This is a genomic window from Candidatus Synechococcus spongiarum, from assembly GCF_900047545.1.
GTDB classification, from domain to species: Bacteria; Cyanobacteriota; Cyanobacteriia; order PCC-6307; family Cyanobiaceae; genus Synechococcus_B; species Synechococcus_B spongiarum_C.
Window position 1 is genome coordinate 1 of sequence record NZ_FITM01000101.1, and the last position, 20,626, is coordinate 20,626.

At 60.7% G+C, this 20,626-nt stretch carries 20 protein-coding genes, 1 tRNA gene and 1 riboswitch; of the genes, 16 read left to right on the forward strand and 5 right to left on the reverse strand.

Annotation, left to right across the window (positions count from 1 at the left end; translation table 11 throughout):
* Positions 1 to 65: 65 nt before the first annotated feature.
* Entirely contained in the window at positions 66 to 2,033 is a 1,968-nt protein-coding gene (locus tag FLM9_RS04325; RefSeq protein WP_074457428.1) for an AMP-dependent synthetase/ligase, read from the reverse strand.
* A gap of 29 nt (positions 2,034 to 2,062) precedes the next feature.
* On the reverse strand, positions 2,063 to 2,716 hold the full coding sequence (gene lipB, locus FLM9_RS04330; RefSeq protein WP_074457429.1) for a lipoyl(octanoyl) transferase LipB: 654 nt from the start codon (positions 2,714 to 2,716) through the stop codon (positions 2,063 to 2,065).
* A gap of 59 nt (positions 2,717 to 2,775) precedes the next feature.
* On the opposite strand from lipB, the gene hpf reads away from it, so the two are divergent.
* Genes hpf through FLM9_RS04360 form a run of 6 tightly spaced genes read left to right on the forward strand, consistent with a single transcriptional unit; the run spans position 2,776 to position 8,682 of the window.
* On the forward strand, positions 2,776 to 3,372 hold the full coding sequence (hpf, locus tag FLM9_RS04335; RefSeq protein WP_074457430.1) for a ribosome hibernation-promoting factor, HPF/YfiA family: 597 nt from the start codon (positions 2,776 to 2,778) through the stop codon (positions 3,370 to 3,372).
* A complete protein-coding gene (gene deoC, locus FLM9_RS04340) occupies positions 3,372 to 4,091 on the forward strand; it encodes a deoxyribose-phosphate aldolase (RefSeq protein WP_081340190.1) in 720 nt (239 codons plus the stop codon). Before hpf ends, deoC begins: the two co-directional genes overlap by 1 nt.
* Positions 4,092 to 4,106: 15 nt before the next feature.
* Positions 4,107 to 4,937, forward strand: coding sequence for a DNA repair protein RecO (recO, locus tag FLM9_RS04345; protein ID WP_074457431.1), 831 nt, complete (start codon positions 4,107 to 4,109; stop codon positions 4,935 to 4,937).
* 19 nt (positions 4,938 to 4,956) lie between these two features.
* Positions 4,957 to 6,198 carry a glycosyltransferase family 4 protein gene (locus FLM9_RS04350; protein WP_074457432.1) on the forward strand — a complete coding sequence of 414 codons (1,242 nt, stop codon included), beginning with the start codon at positions 4,957 to 4,959 and terminating at the stop codon, positions 6,196 to 6,198.
* Complete coding sequence (locus FLM9_RS04355) at positions 6,185 to 7,948, forward strand: Eco57I restriction-modification methylase domain-containing protein (RefSeq protein ID WP_180365289.1); 1,764 nt, start codon at positions 6,185 to 6,187, stop codon at positions 7,946 to 7,948. The genes FLM9_RS04350 and FLM9_RS04355 overlap by 14 nt, the downstream gene beginning before the upstream one ends.
* Positions 7,945 to 8,682, forward strand: coding sequence for a PaeR7I family type II restriction endonuclease (locus tag FLM9_RS04360; protein WP_074457434.1), 738 nt, complete (start codon positions 7,945 to 7,947; stop codon positions 8,680 to 8,682). The genes FLM9_RS04355 and FLM9_RS04360 overlap by 4 nt, the downstream gene beginning before the upstream one ends.
* 184 nt (positions 8,683 to 8,866) lie before the next feature.
* On the opposite strand, the gene FLM9_RS04365 is transcribed toward FLM9_RS04360, so the two are convergent.
* Positions 8,867 to 10,093 (reverse strand): nucleotide-binding protein, encoded by a 1,227-nt coding sequence (locus tag FLM9_RS04365; protein ID WP_143324598.1) that lies wholly within the window; start codon positions 10,091 to 10,093, stop codon positions 8,867 to 8,869.
* Positions 10,094 to 10,169: 76 nt separating this feature from the next.
* Here FLM9_RS04365 and FLM9_RS04370 point away from each other — a divergent pair, with 76 nt between their 5' ends.
* From FLM9_RS04370 to trpC, 3 genes are all read left to right on the forward strand, one after another.
* Entirely contained in the window at positions 10,170 to 10,958 is a 789-nt protein-coding gene (locus tag FLM9_RS04370) for a TrmH family RNA methyltransferase (RefSeq protein WP_081340191.1), read from the forward strand.
* Positions 10,959 to 11,037: 79 nt separating this feature from the next.
* Positions 11,038 to 12,489, forward strand: coding sequence for a dihydrolipoyl dehydrogenase (locus FLM9_RS04375; RefSeq protein ID WP_081340192.1), 1,452 nt, complete (start codon positions 11,038 to 11,040; stop codon positions 12,487 to 12,489).
* A 26-nt stretch (positions 12,490 to 12,515) separates the two neighbouring features.
* The gene (trpC, locus tag FLM9_RS04380) at positions 12,516 to 13,430 is read left to right on the forward strand and encodes an indole-3-glycerol phosphate synthase TrpC (RefSeq protein WP_074457436.1); all 915 of its coding nucleotides are present in this window, start codon (positions 12,516 to 12,518) and stop codon (positions 13,428 to 13,430) included.
* Here trpC and FLM9_RS04385 read toward each other — a convergent pair.
* The gene (locus FLM9_RS04385) at positions 13,407 to 14,096 is read right to left on the reverse strand and encodes an O-methyltransferase (protein WP_074457437.1); all 690 of its coding nucleotides are present in this window, start codon (positions 14,094 to 14,096) and stop codon (positions 13,407 to 13,409) included. The two genes, trpC and FLM9_RS04385, sit on opposite strands and share 24 nt — an antisense overlap.
* 63 nt (positions 14,097 to 14,159) lie before the next feature.
* Complete coding sequence (locus FLM9_RS04390) at positions 14,160 to 14,729, reverse strand: hypothetical protein (protein ID WP_257243001.1); 570 nt, start codon at positions 14,727 to 14,729, stop codon at positions 14,160 to 14,162.
* Between the two features lie 222 nt (positions 14,730 to 14,951).
* Here FLM9_RS04390 and FLM9_RS04395 point away from each other — a divergent pair, with 222 nt between their 5' ends.
* From FLM9_RS04395 to FLM9_RS04425, 7 genes are all read left to right on the forward strand, one after another.
* A complete protein-coding gene (locus FLM9_RS04395; protein ID WP_180365290.1) occupies positions 14,952 to 16,082 on the forward strand; it encodes a histidine kinase in 1,131 nt (376 codons plus the stop codon).
* A 92-nt stretch (positions 16,083 to 16,174) separates the two neighbouring features.
* A tRNA-Glu gene (locus FLM9_RS04400) sits at positions 16,175 to 16,247 on the forward strand.
* Between the two features lie 67 nt (positions 16,248 to 16,314).
* Positions 16,315 to 16,836 carry a hypothetical protein gene (locus tag FLM9_RS04405; RefSeq protein WP_074457438.1) on the forward strand — a complete coding sequence of 174 codons (522 nt, stop codon included), beginning with the start codon at positions 16,315 to 16,317 and terminating at the stop codon, positions 16,834 to 16,836.
* 58 nt (positions 16,837 to 16,894) lie between these two features.
* Positions 16,895 to 17,000: riboswitch (guanidine-I (ykkC/yxkD leader) on the forward strand.
* Positions 17,001 to 17,035: 35 nt separating this feature from the next.
* Entirely contained in the window at positions 17,036 to 18,217 is a 1,182-nt protein-coding gene (gene speB / locus FLM9_RS04410) for an agmatinase (protein ID WP_438801333.1), read from the forward strand.
* A gap of 173 nt (positions 18,218 to 18,390) precedes the next feature.
* Positions 18,391 to 19,125: a hydrogenase nickel incorporation protein HypB gene (hypB, locus tag FLM9_RS04415; protein ID WP_074457440.1), complete on the forward strand. Its 735-nt coding sequence runs from the start codon at positions 18,391 to 18,393 to the stop codon at positions 19,123 to 19,125.
* Between the two features lie 48 nt (positions 19,126 to 19,173).
* Positions 19,174 to 20,223 carry an ABC transporter substrate-binding protein gene (locus tag FLM9_RS04420; protein ID WP_074457441.1) on the forward strand — a complete coding sequence of 350 codons (1,050 nt, stop codon included), beginning with the start codon at positions 19,174 to 19,176 and terminating at the stop codon, positions 20,221 to 20,223.
* Positions 20,220 to 20,626, forward strand: a 407-nt coding sequence (locus FLM9_RS04425; protein ID WP_368794371.1) for an ABC transporter permease, incomplete at its 3' end; no start/stop codon positions are given. The genes FLM9_RS04420 and FLM9_RS04425, both read left to right, overlap by 4 nt.

Sequence of the window (20,626 nt, forward strand, 5' to 3'; positions counted from 1 at the left end):
CACAAGCCTGGGCAAGAGAGGGCTTCCCCTGTTTCCCCTTATCCAAAACTCGGGTTTGGTTATGTCTACCCCGTGTAGAGGGCGTCAATCTGGGCCTGGTGGGTGGCGGCGATGCGGTCTCGCCGCTGTTTCAGGGTTTGGGTGAGCAGGCCGTTGTCCATGGTGAAGGGGTCCACAAAGGCCAGGGCACTGAGGCGCTCTTCCCGCCGTGAACCACGGCGCTGGGCCAGCAACTGGTTAAATTCGCGGCGCAATACGGCCATGAGTTGGTCTGGTTCTGCGGGCCGTTTTTCGTTCAGGGCTGGCTCATCAAGCACCACCAGGGCCGCCAGGGTGCGGCGATCCTGGCCCACCACCATCACCTGCTGCACCAGGGGATGGGCCAGCAGGGCGTCTTCCAACGGCGTGGGTTCAATATTTTCCCCGTTGGCCAGCACAATGGTGTCCTTGGCGCGGCCTGTGACCATCAGGGAACCGTCCCGGAGCAGGTAACCCAGATCACCGGTGTCGAACCAGTTCTCCCCATCCAGCACCCGGGCGGTGGCCTCAGGCCGCCCCAGGTAGCCCCCCATCACCTGTGGACCCCGGGCTTGCACAATCCCCGTCTGTCCCCAACCCACCACCTCCCGGGGACCCATGGTCTGTTCCGTGGCCACAATGCGGATCTCCGTGCCGGGCAGGGGCTGGCCGGCACCACCCCGCCGATTCCGCCAGGGGCGCCGCGCCGTGAGCACAGGGCTGGTTTCCGTGAGGCCGTATCCCACCAGCAACTCAATGCCCACCGCCTCGAAGAAGCCGTCCACAGACGGGCTCAGGGCGCCGCCGCCACTGATGGCAAGGCGCAACCGACCCCCCACCAGCTTTTGCCGCAGCTTGGGCCAGAGCAGCGCCCCCGCCAGCCGGTGGAGGGGAAAAACCACACCGGCCAGCACCAGGCCCAGGAGCCGCCGGGCAGGGTTGCAGGGAACGGGGTGGAGATTCTGCCAGGCCCGCCACTGTTCGCAGTGGAAGCGGCTGCAGGCCAAGGCAGAGCGCACCAGCGTGCGCTGGCTGGGGGACGCTTGGCGCAGCTTGTTGTTAAAACTCTCCTGAATGCTTTCCCAGAGACGCGGCACGCTGATGAGGAAGTGGGGCCGCACGTTTTGCAAGTCGTCCCGAAGATCACGGATGGTGGTGTAGTTCTGCCGGCAACCACAACTGAGGAGGAAATATCCAGCCGCCCGCTCATAGGAATGCCAGATGGGCAACACACTGAGGGTCTGCTCCCCCGGATTGGGTTGAACCGCCACAATCAGTTGCTGGATCAGGTAGATTAAGTTGCGGTGCCGCAGGGGCACCCCCTTGGGTCGGCCCGTGGTCCCTGAGGTGTAGAGGATGGTGGCCACAGCCTCGCCACTGAGCACTGCGGCCTTCCGGACAGTCTTGCCCCGGACCCGTTGCTGCAACCGGGACCATGACAGCAGCGGCACCGGGGTTCCGTTGGAGCGTGGCTGCTGGCCAGGCCACCCAAGCTCGGCAGGGTGTGGCTCATCAGTGAGCAACACCACAAAACGCAACTGCTGCCAGATGTGGTCACTGAGGGGCAGACTTTGCAGACGCTCCAGCAGGGCCTGGTCTTGCAAGATCAGGCCACAGGCGTTGCAGTCCTCGATGATGTAATGCAACTCCTCCACCGGAGCCGTGGAGCCCCGCACAGCGTCAGCAGCCCCACAGCTCATCACCGCCTGGTCCGCAATGAGCCAGCGGGGACCGTTGTCTGCCAAAAGCGCCACTACATCGTCGCCCCCCAGACCCAGGCTGTGCAGGGCTGTGCGGGTGGTGTCGATGGCCGCCTCCAGCTCGGCAAAGGTGAAGGTCTCGGGTGGTGTGGCGTGGGGCGCGTTCAACGCCTCAAGGGAACCATGGCGGCGAGTCAACTCCGGCCAGAGGTCGTGGAGCTGCTTCAACCCGCTCCAATCGGGTCCCGACTGCTGTACGCGTACGTCAGCCCGGGTTGCCTGCCAGGCAATATGGGCCTTGGATTGGCTGCTCATCCCAGGGAACGTCGGCACAGGTCCCATCACTATCCCACAGCCGGACAGGGGAGGAGTTCAAGATTAAATTGCCGCGCCACGGCCGCCAACAGGAGGGGTTCCACATGGGCGCAGGTGAGGCCGGGGCGCCAGTCCAGCAGCCGCCCCACCGCATGATCCCTTAGCCCACAGGGAACAATGGCGTCAAAGCCCTGCAAGCTGCAGCTCACATTGAGGGCCAGGCCATGGCGAGTCATCCAGCGGCGACAGCCGATACCCACTGCCGCCACTTTACGGCCACCGCACCACACCCCGGTCAGGTCTGGCTGCCGCTCACCGGGCAACCCCAATGCCGCCAGCACCGTCAGCACAACGGCTTCCAGACTGCGCAAGTACCAATGCAGGTCCGGGGTGTGGTGCTGCAGGTTCAGGACAGGCCAGAGCACAAGCTGGCCAGGGCAGTGGTGGGTCACCTCGCCACCGCGATCAACGTGGTGCAAGGGGTGGCTCAGACCCTGGACACCACGGCGCAGATGGGTGGCGCTGCTGCCCCGCCCCATGGTGTAGCAGGGGGAATGTTGCATGAGCAGAACTGCTTCGCGACCATTGGGCCGGAGCAGAAGTTGCTGCTGCCGCTGCCATTGCTGCGCCAAGGCATCCGTGATGGAAACCAGCCCGAGCTGCAACAGATCTGCTTGCCGCATGGTCTAGGAGGGGGTTGGGTCGTTACCCTGAGGCCAACACCTGTGTTCAGGAGCAGCCTATGAAGCTGTTGATCCATGGCCGTAATCTCGAGATCACCCAGGCCATCAGTGACTACACCAAGGACAAGCTAAGCCGTGCCGTGGCCAAGTTCGAGGGTCTGATCAGCGAAGCCAATGTCCATCTTTCCGTGGCCAGGAATCCCAGCGTGCAGCAGCAAACCGCGGAAGTGACCATCTTCGCCAACGGCACCATCATCCGGGCCGAAGAGCGCTCGGAGAACCTCTACGCCAGCATCGACCTGGTCTCCAGCAAGCTGAGCCGTCAGTTACGCCGCTACAAGGAGCGCATCAAGGACCACCACCGCGCCGAGGGCAATCGTTCCAGTGGGGATAGTGCTGCCCGTGCCGCCCTCAACGGCGGCAGTGAGGCCATCGCACGACTCAATGAGCAGGGGCAGTCGCGACCGGCTCTGCCCACACCCGCAGTGCGGCGCAAGTACTTTGCCATGCCTCCCATGACCCTGGAGCAGGCCATCACCCAGTTGGAGTTGGTGGACCATGACTTCTACGTCTTCCGGGACCGGGAAGACAAGCAGATCCGGGTGGTCTACCGCCGCAACCATGGGGGCTATGGGGTGATTGAACCCCGCGGCTGATGAACCATCCCGCTGCCGCAGAAGATCATGGCCCTCTGCAGGGGTTGCTGGCCACCATCCACTTGCCGTCCCTGTTGGATCACGCCTGCCTGGATCCTCTGCAAAGCAGCAGCGCCTTGCGGGAGCAGGTGGAAGCGGCCAAGTTCTGGGGATGTGGAGGCTTCTGCGTCCCTTCCGGGTGGGTCAAGCGGGTGCGGCGCCACCTGCCCCCCAACGGACCCAGGCTGGTGGCCGTGGTGGGCTTCCCCACAGGCGCCGTGCCCTCCTCCGTCAAACTGGCGGAGGCGGAGTGGGTGGCGGAGGCTGGCGCCGACGAGTTGGACGTGGTGCCAGATTTTGCCGCCCTTGCCGATGGCGACACGGAGCAGGTTTATGGGGAGTTGGCCGCCATTGTCAAACTGGGCCTGCCGGTGAAGGTGATCACGGAGGCGGCGCGGCTGCCCACCCCTCTGCTGGAGACCCTGGTGGAGGTGGCTGTGGATGCGGGGGCCCAATGGCTCAAGACCGGTACCGGCTACGGGCCTGGGGTCACCCCCGAGGTGGTGCGCCAGTTGGTGAAGCGGGCCCGGAAGCGGGCCGGTGTGAAGGCGTCCGGAGGTATCCATGGCCTGGAGCAGGCCTTGCGGCTGCTGGAGGCTGGCGCCCAGCGATTGGGGCTCAGTGGCGCTCCGGCGCTGCTGGAGGCCGCACGCCGTGGCGAGATGGGCACGCTTCGCTGACGGGGCAGCTCGTCCATGGCCAAGGTGCGCTTGATTGACGTCAGCCTGAGCCTCAAGGCCTCGGCCATAGGCGAGCGAGACCGTTTGCTCACCGTGATCACACCCGAGGAGGGCATCACCCGGCTGGTGGTGCCTGGGGCACGACGACCCGGTTCCAGTTTGGCCGGGGCGGCGCCCCTGCGGGAACTGCGGCTTCTGGTCGCCAGCGGGCGTGGTTCCCTGGGACGGGTCACCCAACTGGAGGTGCGGCAGACGTTTGCAGGCCTGGGGCAAGGCCTTGAATCCCTGACGGCCGCCCAGTTGCTGGCTGAACTCACCCTCCTGCTGGTGCAGCAGGGGGATCCGGCGCCAACCAGTGTGGAGCTGCTGCGGCTCCACTGGCAGCGCCTGGATCAATCGGCTCCGGGAGCGCAGGTGCTGCGGGAAACGGTGGCCGTTGCCGTTCAGGGGACCATGCACCTGCTGGCCAGCGGCGGCCTGGCCCTACCGACAGATTGGTGCTGCGGTGACCACAGCCCTCTGGCGCCCCCCTTGGGGAACTGGGACTGGTGCTGCAGTTTCTTTCCGTCCGAAGGTTTTCACAGGGGCAGGCAGCCCGGCGCCGCCATGGTGCTCAATGGGTCCGAGTTGGCGCTGCTGCAACGGCTGCAGCGGCAAGCCCTGCCACGGCGTCGGGCAGACGGAGACCTGATGGGACCCTTGCCGGTGTGGCAACGGCTGCTGCGGTTGCTGCGCCTCTGGATTGGCCAGCACTTGCAGCGGCAACCACGGTGCCTCGGCTTTCTGGAGCAGTTGGCGGCGAATGCCGCCAACCCACAGCAAGCCAGCACCCGGCGGTCCTGCTAGCGTGACGTCCATCGGTGCAATGGGACCAGTGCATGTTGCCTGGCTTGGCAAAAAGTCCCCGTTCTGCGGCAACGTCACTTACGGACTGGCTATCACCGAGGCGTTGCGGGAGCGGGGTCATGGGGTGTCTTTTTTCCACTTCGACACACCGGCGGCCCAGTTGAGCTTGGGACGCATGTTCCGCAGCAGCCTGCAGCAGGAGGACGCCGCCGCTTTAGACACCGGCCATGGAATCGACAGCGATTGGGACGATGGTCAAGGGACCCCAGTCACCACAACGGCCTTGGCAGACGATCTGCCGGAGGTGGCCCTCCCCTATCTGCTCAGGTCACAGATCTACACCATTCCCAGCCCCCAAGCTGCCCGCGACCTGCGCCATGCCCTGCAGCGCCTCCAGCCGGACTTGGTGCATGCCAGCCTCACGCTCTCGCCTCTGGATTTTCGCTTGCCGGAGATCTGCCAGCAACTGGGGCTTCCCCTGGTGGCCACCTTCCACTCCCCGTTTAACGCCCGGCAGCGCAGTGCCACGGCAGCCACCATGCGGCAATTTTACAAGCTTTACGCTCCGGCGTTGGCCCGCTACAGCAGTGTGGTGGTGTTCTCGGACTTGCAGGCCCGGGAGCTGACGCGGTTGGGTGTGCCCCGGTCTCGCCTGGCTATTATTCCTAACGGCATCAATTCCCAGGTGTGGCGCCCTGGCCCCAGCACCATGCCCACAGTCTTCCAGGGAAAGCGGCTGTTTCTGTACATGGGTCGCCTGGCGCCGGAGAAAAACGTGGAAGCCCTGCTCAAGGCATGGCGCATGATTCGACCGGAGGGTTGCATGTTGGCCGTGGTGGGGAATGGACCCTTGCGGGCTTCCCTTCCCCTGGCCAGTGACGATGGAACGATTTACTGGTGGGGCTATGAGCAGCGGCCGGAGCAACGACTCAACTTGCTGCGCAACGCGGAAGTGTTCATTCTGCCGTCGCTGGTGGAAGGGCTGTCCCTGGCGCTTCTGGAGGCCATGGCCGTGGGCACCGCCTGTGTGGCCACGGATGCAGGGGCCCATGGGGAAGTGCTAGCCGGTGGTGCCGGCATCGTCTTGCCCACAGACAACGTGGCCGCACAACTGCGCACCATCCTGCCCATCCTTCGTGATCAACCACGCTTGACGGCCGATCTGGGTCATCAGGCCCGACAACGGGTGCTGGAGCGCTATACCTTGACTGACAATGTGGGTGCCTTGGAGTGTCTCTATCGTCGGCATGTCTCAGTTTAAGGTCAACAGATTGGCACAGTCACTGTCCGTTCAGCTGTCTTTCGAGGGGTTCTCTCTAATCACGGATGCCGTTGAGCAGCTCGCAAGTGACAGTGGCATCGAGAAGCGCGGGGCGATCTACACCAAGCGCGAGATTGTCGATTTAATTCTTGATCTGGTTGGCTATACGGTCGATCAGCCCCTGACAAGCTTCCGTCTCCTCGAACCGTCTTTCGGGAACGGAGGTTTCATGCTCCCGACCGTGGAGCGGCTGTTAACGGCGGCGCAACGTGAGCCGGACGGTCTCGGATTTGAGCAGCTTGCTCCCGCCATCCGAGGCGTCGAATTGCACCGCAAGACGTTTGAGAGCACCCGGCAAGCCCTGGGTGATCTGATGATTAGGCAGGGTGTGTCCGGAAAGGACACCGCAGCCCTCCTCGATACATGGTTTATCCAAGGTGATTTCCTGCTCTGCGACTTTGATCAGGACTTCACTCACGCTGTCGGCAATCCCCCCTATGTGCGCCAGGACATGATCCCCGATGTGCTCATGGGCGAATACCGGCGGCGCTACAGCACGATCTACGACCGCGCCGATCTCTACGTGCCCTTTATCGAGCAGTCGCTTCGTCTTTTGGGGAAAGGGGGGAAGCTTGGCTTCATTTGCGCTGATCGGTGGATGAAGAACCGCTATGGCCAGAAGCTGCGCGAGCTGGTCAGTAAGACATACCACCTGGCAACTTACATCGACATGGTTGGCGCCGATGCATTTCACTCGCAGGTGAGCGCCTATCCCGCTATCATCGTTATTGAACACTGTACACCCGGTCAGACCGGCAACGGCACCCGTGTGTTTGCCCGCCCCGACGTCAACAAGAATGCACTGGGCAGCCTTGTTCGTGAACTTGCATTGCCGAAGCTGAAAGCCTCGAGCGTCGTCCATGAGATCGACGCAATTGCGTCGGGCGGTGAGCCGTGGATTTTGGAAGACTTGGATGTACTCGCCCTGGTGCGTCATCTTGAGGCCCAATTTCCTCGACTAGAGGACGCTGGATGCAAAGTCGGGATTGGTGTTGCCACCGGTGCGGACAAAGCCTTCATTGGAGATTTTGAGGGGCTGGAGGTGGAGCCATGCCGGAAACTTCCCTTGGTGACGACCAAGGACATTCTCAAGGGACACGTCCAATGGGGAGGTAAAGGGGTGATCAACCCCTTTGGCGATGACGGCAAGCTTGTCAGCCTCGAGGACTTCCCCAAGCTAAAACGCTACCTGCAAGAGCGGTATCAGCAGATTGCACGGCGGCACGTTGCCAAGAAAGCTCCCCACAATTGGTATCGCACCATCGATCGCATTGATCCGGCGCTCGTTGACCGCGAGAAACTGCTGATCCCCGATATCAAGGGAGATGCATCAATCGTCTATGAGAGCGGGAAGCTCTACCCACACCACAACCTCTATTTCATCACAGCCGATGCGTGGGACGTACATGCGTTACAGGCGGTGATGCGCTCTGGCATCGCCCGCTTCTTTGTGTCGCTTTATTCAACCAGGATGCGGGGAGGATATTTGCGGTTTCAGGCCCAGTATCTCAGGCGGATCAGGCTCCCTCGGTGGGAAAGCGTTGGTGAGCCCGTGCGTGAGTGTTTAAGGCGCTGCTCGGACACGAATGATCGCCACGAGCTTAACGGAATCGTCGCGAGCCTCTATGATCTTTCGGTTGATGAGATGGCCCTGATGGAAGGCAAGATGGAAGGCAAGGTGGTGCAATGAGCCTCAATCTCGCCAATTATGAGGCGCAGGCCCGGGAGGCGATAAAGCTCTTTTGGGGCAACCGTGAAGCGGCGCTCGCCAAGCAGATCGAATCCGGCAACCAGGACGCGGGTTGGCGCGGCGCGGTGACGGCAGGCAAGAACATGGACGGGTTTCTTGCCATGGCCCGATCCCTGGTTGAAGCCAATGGCCTTGCCCCGGACAACATTTGCGTGCAGCAGCGCGTCCTGACACTACCGGGTTTTTTCCGTCCGACAAAGCTTTGGGACCTGCTCGTGATGCACCACGGCAAGTTGGTGGCCGCACTCGAGTTCAAGTCGCAGGTTGGGCCGTCTTTTGGCAACAACTTCAACAATCGATCCGAAGAGGCCATCGGTGCCGCCCACGACCTCTGGACGGCCTACCGCAAAGGGGCGTTTGGGGAGGACACGCCACGCCCCTTCCTTGCCTGGATCATGCTCCTTGAGAATTGCGACAAGTCCAATTCGCCGGTGAAGGACAAGGAGCCGCATTTTCCTGTTGATCAAGCCTTCAAAGGTGCATCCTACGCACAACGCTATGACCTGCTTTGCAGGCGACTCGTGCAGGAAGGCCTCTATTCTAGCGCCACGCTTTTGCTGTCTCCCCGTGAAGCGGCCAAGGATGGTCACTATCGTCACTTCAGCGAGCTTACTTCGCCCAAGTCCTTCGTGACTGGGTTCGCCGGTCATATCGCAGCTATTGCGGCGAGATAGGGATGTGTGGCAATTGATCCTCTTCAGGACTAAGGCATCTCTGAATAAAGGCCAACTTGGCCGGCGGCGGGCTCTCACTTCCCTGTCTCTACTGGGCTTCTCCAAGACTCATTAGAACCCGAAGGGGACTTGTTCAGAGGTTACCTAACTCACGTTTTTGTGAGGCTCATCCCATTATAGCTCTTCAAAATTTTCCACGGAAATACTCTGCAAGTTTCAGGAAATCCTCTCTAGGTACACATTTGCCGCCGCTCAATTCAAATCCTAATTGAGGTTTCTTCTTTTCTACAATGTGCATACCCCAATAATACAAAGAGTCACTGCGATGAATAGCACAGATGCTTGGGTCAATTAGGTAGGATTTATTGTCTTCGTTAAAATCTATTTGTTCTTTAAGTAAATCTAAAAGAAGATTATTTTTCTTTTCTTTACTTTTATGCTCGACATAATGGTTAATCAAGACATGCATTTGTGCTCTGCTATTTTCAGTACGGATCTTCTCAAATGTTCTCTTGATTACATCACTATTCTTGGCAATACCTAGCGGATTTAGTGTTGTCGGTATTACACAATAATCAAACTCCTTAACCAAGTCGTTTGAGTTCTCTTCAAATGTAGGGTTACAATCACAAATTACGATTTTTATATCATTGTGATTATCTTTATCATCTTCCCATTCTTTATTATCCAGAACAGAAATGACGCTTCCTATTTGTCCGGGACGAAGAGGTTGAACATATAATGATGCTGCTGCGCCTAGATCATCTTTATTTTCTTGATCTTCTTGAAAAAGCTTTTTAAGATTCTTTTGCGGATCAATGTCAACCAAAATGACATCATAGCCCATTAAGGTAAAAGCTCCTGCCAAATGGGCAGCTACTGTTGTTTTACCAGTCCCACCTTTATTGGTAAAAATGCCGAAATAATAACGCCTATGAATGTTATTTTGATAGTCTTCCAATGAAGAAACAGGCAGACTTATCTCTCTTGAGGAGTCTTGATGGGTATGAAATGAGCTTTTAGGATCGAGGTAATCCCATCTGATATCGCTTTGATAGATTGTACCAAGGGAAACAACAGAGGCTCTCGGATTCTCTCTGGATTCATTCCTGAGATGTTCAATAGCTGGTTTTGAAAATCCACTGGATGAAATAAGCCATCCCTCACTAAATTGACTTTCTGCATGATGTAGTCCCATGAATCCCATAAACTTTTGGATGTGAGCACGATTAACAGGTGTTCTATACTTCTTGACTTGGACCGCAATGGGTTTTCCATTGTTTATGATTTCAATATCATAGCCAAACATACCTTTTGGTGGCTTAATTACTTCGTAATCATAATTCTTTTCAAGTAAATCTTTTATATAATCTTCAAACTGATCAGGACTCTGTGGAGATGTGGAAGCCATGAGCTGTCTAATGGTGATCAAGGTTTCGGGAGAGTAACATAGCACGCCATTGTTCCGACCGCGAGGCCCACCACCATTGCACAACAATGGCCAGCAACAACCCCTGATCACCAGCCGGCGCAATCCCCTGGTGAAACAGTTGCGGCAACTCCATACGGCCCGTGGCCGGCGCGAGGCGGGACTGTTGCTGCTGGAGGGGACCCACCTGCTGGAGGAGGTCTTGGGCCATGGCCTGTCCCTGCAGCAGGTGGTCTTTACCCAGCGTTGGGGCGAGCATCGTCCCACCCTGCTGGCACAAATTCCGCTCTGCCTCCAACAACCTGTCAGCGATGGGGTTCTGGAAGCTGTGGCCACAACGGTCCATCCCGATGGGGTGGTGGCCACGGCCCTGTTGCCCCAGGCGCCCTGGCCCCGGCAACCCCGGTTCCTGCTGGCCCTGGATCACGTCCAGGATCCTGGCAACCTGGGCACCCTGCTGCGGACCGCCGTGGCGGCAGGGGTGGCTGGCGTGGTGTTGGCGCACTGCGCGGATCCATGGCAGCCCAAGGTGCTCCGCGCCGCGGCCGGAGCCAGTTTTGCGATACCCATCCGCCAGGTCTCCAACCTGGAACCGGTGCTGGTGGAGGCCTGTGGCCAGGGCCTGCGCACCATGGCCACCTGTGTTGCCGGAGGGCTCCCCTACACCCAACTGGACTGGTCGTTGCCCAGCCTTCTGGTGCTGGGCAACGAGGGTGCTGGTCTATCTACTGAAGTGGTGAGCCGCTGCCAGGTGGCAGTCTCCATTCCCCACAGTGATGCGGTGAACTCCCTGAACGTGGCGGTGGCCGGCGCACTGCTGCTGTTTGAGCGATTGCGGCCGGCCTGAATTGCCCTTGCCTTGCAAAGGCCTGCCCTGGTGACGGGTGGATTGTGCTGGCAGCGGTTCAGAATGGGAACCACTTGCCGTGAGTGAACCCTTGGCCCAGGACTTTGACCTTGACGTAGTGGTGATTGGTGCGGGCTACGGGGGCTTTGACGCCGCCAAGCACGCCGCCGAGAATGGTCTGCGCACAGCGATTGTGGAGGCACGGGAGCTGGGGGGCACCTGTGTCAACCGGGGATGTGTCCCCTCAAAGGCACTGCTGGCGGCCAGTGGCCGGGTGCGGGAACTGAACGACCGGACGCGCCTGGCCCGTCTGGGCATCCACAGCGGCGGCGCAACGGCCCAGCGGCAGCCCATGGCGGACCACGCCCGGCAACTGGTGGACACCATGCGCACCTCCATCGGCAAAACGTTGAAACGCCTGGGGGTGCAGGTGCTGGAGGGCCGCGGCCGTCTGAACGGCCCCCATGGTGTAGTGGTGCGCTCCGCCCGGGGCATTGAGCGGGAGATCACGGCGGCCCACGTGATCGTCGCCACCGGGTCCGAGCCTTTTGTGCCACGGGGCATTGCGCTGGATGGTCACACGGTGTTCACCAGTGACGAGGCCTTGGAGTTGTCCTGGCTGCCCTCCTGGATTGCCGTTGTGGGCAGTGGGTACATCGGCCTGGAATTTGCGGACATTTACACAGCGCTGGGCTGTGAGGTAACCCTGATTGAGGCCCTGGATCAGCTCATGCCCAGTTTTGATGAGGATATTCGCAAGCTGGCCACCCGCCACCTCATCGAGGCCCGTGACATTGACACCTACACCGGGGTCCTGGCCAGCAAGGTGACGCCAGGATCGCCGGTGCAGATCGAGCTTCGCCATGCCGCCAGCAAGGAACTGGTGGACACACTGGAGGTGGACGGGGTGCTGGTGGCCACCGGTCGCGCCCCCGTCAGCCGGGATTTGAACCTGGCCAGTATGGGGGTGGCCACGGAGCGGGACTTCATTCCCGTGGACGAGGGTTTGCGGGTGCTGAAGGATGGTCAGCCCGTGGAGGGGCTGTGGGCTGTGGGGGACGTGACGGGTAAGCTCATGCTGGCCCATGCCGCTGCCGCACAGGGTATTGCGGCTGTGGAGAACATCCTTGGCCATGGGCGTACAATGGATTACCGCAGCATTCCCGCCGTCACGTTCACCCATCCCGAGATCAGCTCCGTGGGGCTCACCCAGGAGCAGGCCCGGCAGGAGGCCACGGAGCAGGGGTTTGAACTGGGTAGCGTGCGCAGTTACTTTCGCGCCAATGCCAAGGCCCTGGCGGAAGCCGAAGGGGACGGCCTCATGAAACTCCTGTTCCGTCGGGACAACGGCCGTGTGCTGGGGGCCCAGATCTATGGTCTCCACGCGGGGGACTTGATCCAGGAGGTGGCCAATGCCATGGCCGCAGGCCAGTCCGTCCAGCAGCTCAGCCGGGCCGTGCATACCCATCCCACCCTCAGCGAGGTGGTGGAGGTGGCCTATAAGCAAGCCGCCGCGACCCTCTCCTCCTGATCCCCATCCACCACCAGACCTAATCCATGCAGATCCGCCGCCGCCGCCCCAGCCCTCTGGTGCGGGTGGCCCATCTCACCTACGCCACCCCCCATCCAGAGAGTGAGCCCCGCCATATTTTGGAAAAAATTGTCTGGGCCAAGGGAGAGGAGCTGGAACAGGCCCGCCAGCGGGTTTCCCTGCAGGAGCTTCAGCAGCAGGTGGAGCAACTACCCCCCACCCGCGGTTTTCGGCGGGCGTTGCGTCAGGCGCCGGAGGTGCCCGCCGTCATCGCGGAGATCAAAAAAGCCAGCCCCAGCCGAGGGGTCATCCGTGAGGATTTTGACCCCGTCGCCCTGGCCCAGGCCTACGCCGCCGCTGGAGCATCCTGCATCTCGGTGCTCACGGATCAGCAGTTTTTTCAAGGCAGCTTTGCGATTCTCAGCGCCGTGCAGGAGGCGGTACACCTGCCCCTGCTGTGCAAGGACTTCATCCTCTCCCCCTACCAGTTGTTCCAGGCCCGGGCTGCCGGCGCCGACGCGGCCCTGCTCATTACCGCCGTCCTCTCGGATCAGGACATTGGCTATCTGTGCAAAGTGGCCTGCCAATTGGGATTGGACTGTCTGGTGGAGGTGCATGATGCCGTGGAGATGGAGCGGGCCCTGGCCCTTGGGGTGGACCTCATCGGCATCAACAACCGGGACCTGGCCACCTTCACCGCCGACCTGGCGGTGACTCAACGGCTCGCCACCACCTACCGTCAGGCCCTGCACCAGAGCGACATCCTACTGGTGAGTGAGTCCGGCCTGAAGAAGCACGAACACCTGGAGCAGGTGGCGACGGCTGGCGCCCAGGCGGTATTGGTGGGGGAAGCCCTCATGGGTCAGCCCGACGTTGCTGCTGCCCTGCGGGGGTTGCGGGGCGTAGCGTCGCAGCATTCAGCGCTTGCGCAGCAGCAATAGGCCGTCGCCCAGCGGCAGAAAGGCCACTTCCACCCGTGCATCTGCAGCAACAACGTCGTTCAATGCACAAATGGCCTGCAGGGAGGTGTCTCCAGGGTGGCAGTGCGGCTCCACCACCTTGCCGCCCCACAGGACGTTATCCAGAATAAGCACCCCGCCTGGCCGCAGCCGCGCCAGTACCTCCTCGTAGTAGAGGCGGCCGTTTTCCTTGTCGGCATCGATAAAGCCCAGGTCAAACTTGGGCTCTTGGGAGAGGGCTGCCAGGGTGGTGGCGGCAGGTCCCAGGCGCAACGTGATACGATCTGCCAGACCAGCCTGGCGCCAGTGCGTCTGGGCAATGCGGGTCCAATCTTCGTTCACGTCCAGACAGAGCAGGCGCCCCTGGGGACCCAGACCGCGGGCCAGGCAGAGGGCGGAATAGCCCGTAAAGGTGCCCACCTCAATGGCCCGCTGGGCGCCCATCACCCGGGCCAGCCACTCCATGAACACCCCCTGTTCCGGAGCAATCTGCATCCTGGCCACTGGTCCCAACGCCTGGGTGGCGGCCATCAAGGCCTGTTGCACTGCATCGGGGCCACCGCCGTGGTTCAGAATGTAGTTGTGAAGATCCGGGCTCAGGAAAAAAGACTTGGGCTGAGCAGCCTGGGTTGCTGGTGTCTCGGGCATGGGGGAGGAGAGGGCGTGCTTACCCTTCCCAGGAGGATGGACAAATGACCACATATCAGCTGGCTATGCTTGTGCTGCCTCGTCAGCCGGCAGGTCCTCACGCACCTCATGGTGGACTTCCACAAGGGCCAGGGTGCTGTTTTGCCATGAGTAGATGGACCGGGCCCGGTAGCGAGCATCATCCACCAGGCGAATGTGCTCCAGAATATCCCATTCCATGTAGTGGGACTCAAAGACCACCTCCTGCTCGTCCACTTGGCGGATGCGAGAACGGATGGGGGAGCCACAAAAGTAGCCACGGCTGCGGTAGAGTTGATGGCCGATCAGATAGGCTTCTATTGCCCCTGTGGTGGCATAAGAAGAATTTTCACTGAACGGCGTGTCTTTCTGGGCAGGCCACCAGCGGAAGCGGTAGCAGGAATCCCCCTTGAGGGGATCTTCAAAGGATTCAATGTGCAGCATGGTGTCCATGGCCACGGTGCTGCCGTCACAGAAGTCAAAGCGTCGGTGGCTGCGCCAGAGGCCAACATTGCGATTGAACCAACGGCGGATCACCTGGTCCACCCCATCGCCAAAGGGGCCACGGCTCCTGGTGAGCGGTACGCGGGTAATCAACTCGTTGGGGTGAGCCACAAAAGCAACTGAACGGTGGATGAGGTCAGCGCAGCCTACCTCCTTGAGTCCTGTTTAGCGACAACTGCGTCAGTGGGCCAGTGGGAAAAGCTTGCGCTCATCGGGAGCTTTTCACCCCAGCTTCTAACATCTAACATCACGGCATCAACACGGTCACGGTCCACATCTTCATGTTTCCTTCAAGAAGGAATTAGAGTGAGCATACCTTCGCAACATTGACGGGTGGGTGGTCCCACTGCAACCAACCAGCAAGCCAGTATCGGCGTATCCCTCCTGCTGGTGGCCAGTCAGCACCATTTGGCCACCCGGGATTTGCGGCGGCTGATGGCTTTTCTGCAGGATGACCACCGTGAGCTGGACATCCATCTCCAGCTCATTGAGCCCGGACAAAACCCGGAGTTGCTGGAGTTGCACAAACTGGTGGCCATGCCGGCGCTGGTTAAGCTTTCCCCAGCACCACGCCAGGTGTTTACGGGCATCACCATGCTGAGCCAGGTGCAGTCCTGGCTACCGCGCTGGGGTCAGATGGAGCGCTTGAACAGCCTGGCCATGCCGGTGATTCCCTCGCCGGCGGAGGATGGCCGCGACAGTCCCAGGGCACTGGAGCTGGAGGACCAGCTTCTGGTGCTGCGCCAGGAGAACGAAGCCCTGATTGACCGCTTGCAGTTTCAAGAGCGCCAACTGCGCATGGTGGCCCATGACTTGCGCACCCCCATGACTACCACCAGTCTGGCTCTGCAAAGCTTCAAAAGGGGTCACATTGGCAACGAAGAGCTTCTGGATATCCTCGGGCGCCGCCTCCATGAAATGGAGCAACTGTCCAACGACCTGCTGGAAGTGGGGAGCACCCGCTGGGAAGCCCTGTTTAACCCCCAGCGCCTCAGTCTCTCCCAGGTCTGCGCCGACGTACTGCTGGAATTGGAGAAAATGTGGTCTGGTCGCAACCTGGTAATACAAACGGATATTCCCAGCGACATCCCTGACGTCTTTGCCGACTCGCGACGCATGCGCCAGGTGCTGCTCAACCTGCTGGAGAACGCCTTCAAGTTCACCCCGGATGGGGGCCAGGTGAAGCTGGGTCTCATGCATCGCACCAGCCAATGGGTGCAAGTGAGCATCTGCGACAACGGCCCCGGGATTCCGGTGGACGAGCAGGAACGCATCTTCCAGGATCAGGTGCGCTTGTCCCAAACCTCCTGGAAAACTGCGGGATTTGGCGTGGGTCTTTCCGTCTGCCGCCGGGTTGTGGAGGTCCACACTGGCAAGATCTGGGTGGTGTCGGAGCCTGGGGAAGGATCCTGCTTCTATTTCACGGTTCCGGTTTGGCGCAACCAGAAACTGCCCGGCCACTAGCTGGCCCGGACCTTGTTGGCCCGACAAACGGAGGGAAGAGGTTGACCCTTTACCCTCCTCAAGCCTATGATTAAGCCTTGCCAGAAGCTCTAGCCCCCATCGTCTAGAGGCCTAGGACACCTCCCTTTCACGGAGGCGGCAGGGGTTCGAATCCCCTTGGGGGTACTTGTTGTGAGGAGATGCTTCGTAAAACCCTCTAACCTCTGGGGAATCGAGACTTCCAGCAGCTCCCATGAACGTCCTGCTCGCGGCTGGCCCCGAGTCCACAACCCTGTTCACCATCACTGTTCAGGGCTGCAGCGGCTCCCCCGGGCGGTTTGTGGGCCAGCGGCAGGTCATGGTTCCTCTGCATCGTCTGCAGTCCACCCATCGGCGACTTCTCCTGGCCGGGGACACCATCCTCTCCGTCACCCGTTGCCAGCCCATGGGTGACCCACCGCCGTGCCCCCATCCTGACGAGGAAACGGAACTGCCACAGCAGGTGGAGCACGTCCTGACACCAGCCCATCAAGGCCAAACGCAAGACCGGACGACAGGGGACCGGGTTGGAGAGCACATGATCGTGCTCCTGCTGTCCGTATCTGGCGTCCTGATTCTGCTGACCCTCCAGGTGATGGGCCACTTGGCGCAACGGTGGGGAGCCCACCTCCAAGCTCGGCAACGTTCCGGTCCTCCTGCAGCCGTCGGCGTCTGGAAGCGGGACTTGGCCAACTTGAGACTTGGCCAAGTGTTGAGGCGGACCAGTACGTCTTGAGAGTTCCGTAGTCAATCACACAGCCCCCTTGATCAAGGTGTCGCAACACTTGGGGTGCGGAAGCGATTTCTAGGGTTCCGGTCCCAATTTCCCCAGGGGCGTCTGGTCCAAGAGAAATCCACTGGGGTCACCCAGGTGCACGGAGGGACAAAAGCCCGGGAGGCCGCCTGCACCGTCACCTCCCATCAGCATGCCTCCAATGTCTGGCAACAAGGGTCCTTTTCAAGGGATCCACTCCTCGGAAGGTCTGGAAGCCCTGGCCAAAGAACAACAGCTTCCCCAGGCGGGCTGGCAACAGGAGGTGCAGCGGGGTCATGCTTTCGGCCTGGAAGCGGCTGACAGCATCAGGGATCGCAGCATTTCCACCTTCTCCCGGGGGGAGTTGCCCCACTTTGCGGGCATCAACACCTTCTTGAAGGCCCCCTACCTGGAAGACGTGCATCAGGTGGGATGCCATGACGTGGCCGTGATGGGGGTCCCTCACGACAGCGGCACCACCTATCGCCCGGGGACACGCTTTGGCCCCCAGGGCATCCGCCAAATGTCTGCCCTCTACACGCCCTACAACTACGAGATGGGCGTGGACCTGCGGGAGCAGATCACCCTCTGCGACGTGGGAGATATTTTCACCCTTCCCGGCAGCAACGAAAAGTCCTTCGATCAAATCTCCAAGGGGGTGGCCCACGTGTTTGCATCCGGGGCGTTTCCCATCATCCTCGGGGGAGACCACTCCATCGGTTTCCCCACGTTGCGGGGGATCTGCCGCCATCTGGGGCATCACAAAGTCGGCATCATCCACTTTGACCGCCATGTGGACACCCAGGAAACCGACCTGGACGAGCGGATGCACACCTGCCCATGGTTCCACGCCACCAACATGGTCCATGCTCCGGCCCACAACCTAGTGCAGTTGGGCATTGGCGGCTGGCAGGTGCCGCGACCAGGGGTAAAAGTCTGCCGCGAGCGCAACATCAACGTGCTCACAGTGACAGACATCACCGAGATGGGTCTGGACGCTGCGGCCCGATTCGCTGTGGAACGGGCCAGTGACGGGACGGACTGTGTCTACATTTCGTTTGATATTGACTGCATTGATGCGGGCTTCGTGCCGGGCACCGGCTGGCCGGAGCCGGGTGGCTTGCTGCCGAGAGAAGCCCTGAAGCTGCTGGAGTTCGTTGTGCGCAACGTGACGGTCTGCGGGCTGGAGGTGGTGGAGGTGTCGCCCCCCTACGACGTCAGCGGCATCACCGCACTGATGGCCACCCGGGTGGTCTGCGACACCATGGCCCACTTGGTGATCTCCGGGCAACTGCCACGGCAAGGACGGCCCTCCTGGATCCAGGAGGCCTGTGCCATGGACGTGGGGCAAGCCTGGAGGTGAGCCATGCATGAAGCGGCTATGCCTCCCCCTGCTGTGGTCACCCTCTGGAGACCATCCTCTCCGGCCGTGAGTTGAAGATCCAGCGCATCGACTAGCCGACCCCCAATTTGCGATCCACCTGTCCAGGCCAACCCTTGTGCCCAGTCAACACCTTCCTTCGCCGATCCATCGCCATGCACATGCCCATCAGCGACACCGTGAACCTGCTGGCGGCCAATGATCGGCAGGCCCGGCACAACTGTCAGCACTTTGACAACTGGGGTCTGTTCTGCATCAACGTGATGAGCAGCCCTGGCGCCGGCAAGACAGTCCTGCTGGAGAAAGCCCTCCATGCCCTCCATGGCAAGCAGGCCATGGCCGTGCTGGAAGGGGACATGACCACCCAACTTGATGCCCAGCGGCTGGCGGGTTTGGGCGTTCCCGTGGTCCCCATCACCATGGGTCGGGCTTGTTATCTGGACGCCGCCATGGTCTCCACAGGCCTGCAACTGCTGCGGGAGCAATGCGATCTGGCGTCTCTGGATCTGCTGTGGGTGGAAAACGTGGGCAATCTGGTCTGCCCGGCGGAGTTTGCCATTGGCGAGCACTGCAAGCTGGCCTTGCTGAGCGTCACGGAAGGAGACGACAAGCCACTCAAATACCCGGTGATGTTACGTGAGGCGGACTGTGTGCTCGTCACCAAGGTTGACCTGCTCCCCCACGTGCCTGCCGATCCGGAGCGCATGGGTCACCACATTCGGCAGATCAATTCCCACTGCGGGCTGTTCCCGGTGTCAGCCCTCACCGGTGCCGGCCTGGGGGACTGGCTGGTCTGGCTTGGGCAACAGCTCCGGGCCAAGGGCCGTCACCACCGGAACCCGCAACGGCCCGCCAGTGACCAGAAGCCATCGGCATTGACCACCACCTGAGCGCCCATCATCCGTTCCCGCTCTTCCCCCTCTCTCCCACCCCTTGCCATGACCTTCACCCGCAACCATCTCCTGTCTCCTGGCAGCCGGTGTACCAGGCTGGTGACCCTTGCCGCGGCCTCCCTTCTGGCGGCAGCCTGTGGTCCCAGGCCGCCAACGACCACAACGTCTGCGACTTCAGGCCAGAGCACCGACCCCATCACCATTGGCTACAGCAGTTGGGCCGGTTGGTGGCCCTGGGCCATTGCAGCGGAGAAGGAGCTGTTTGCCAAAAACGGCGTGGCTGTACAGATGAAGTGGTTCGACGGCTATGTGGAATCCATGGAAACCATGGCCGCTGGTCAGGTTGACTGCAATTCCCAGACACTCAACGACACCATCTCCTTCCTCCCCGGGGCCAACGGGGGCCAGGTGGTGGTGCTGGTCAACGACAACTCCACCGGCAACGATCAGATTATTGTCGATGCCTCCATCACGTCCATCCAGGATCTCAAGGGCAAAACCATTGTTCTTGAAGAAGGAGTCGTGGATGACTTTCTCCTCAGCCTGGCCCTCCGGGACAATGGGATGACGCGGGACGACCTGGTGATCAAGGGGCTCCCCACAGACCAGGCGGCAGCAGCGTTTGTGGCAGGCAAGGCGGATGCTGTGGGGGCCTTTCCTCCTTTCACCGGCACGGCCAGGAAGCGGGACGGTGCCCATGTGCTAGTGGACTCCTCCAGCTATCCTGGCGCCATTCCCGACCTGCTGGTCTGCAATGCCGACCTGATTGCCGGGCGCCCCGAGGCGATTCAGGCTATTGTTGATACCTGGTGGGAGATACGGGCCTTTATGGACGACAATCCCGAAGAGGCGGAGGCCATCATGGCCGGTCGTGCCGGTACTTCTCCAGAGGAATATCAGGAGTACAAAGATGGCACCACACTCTTCAGCATTGAGGCCAATGTTGAGGCCTTCAGTGAAGGCGACACAATGAAATCCATGCCCTATGCAGCTGAGATCATGGCAGATTTCATGGTGGAGACCGGTTTTATTCGAGAGAAGCCGGACATGAGAAATCTGTTTGATGATCGCTTCATCAAGGCCTCTGTCCAATGACCGCCCACGCAATCCGGCGCTGGTTCTCTCCGGAGGTCCTCCGTTCTTCCGTCTGGCGTTTAGGGCTACATGCCACCTCCCTGCTGTTGCCGCTGCTGCTTTGGCTGGTGGTGAGTCATGCACAGGTTGTGGATCCAGCCTTTTTGCCTTCCCCTGCACAGGTCATCGAGTCTCTCTGGTCCATGGCCCGCAGCGGGATCCTGATGGCGGATGCCGCCGCCAGCATTCGTCGGGTGATGCTGGGGTTCCTTTTGGCGGTTGTGGTGGGGGTACCCTTGGGAATCCTGATGGGTTCTTTTGCCACCATCCGAGCTCTGCTGGAGCCCCTCTCTGGTTTCTTGCGCTATATACCTGCAGCAGCTTTTACACCTCTTCTAATTATTTACCTGGGCATTGACGAGGC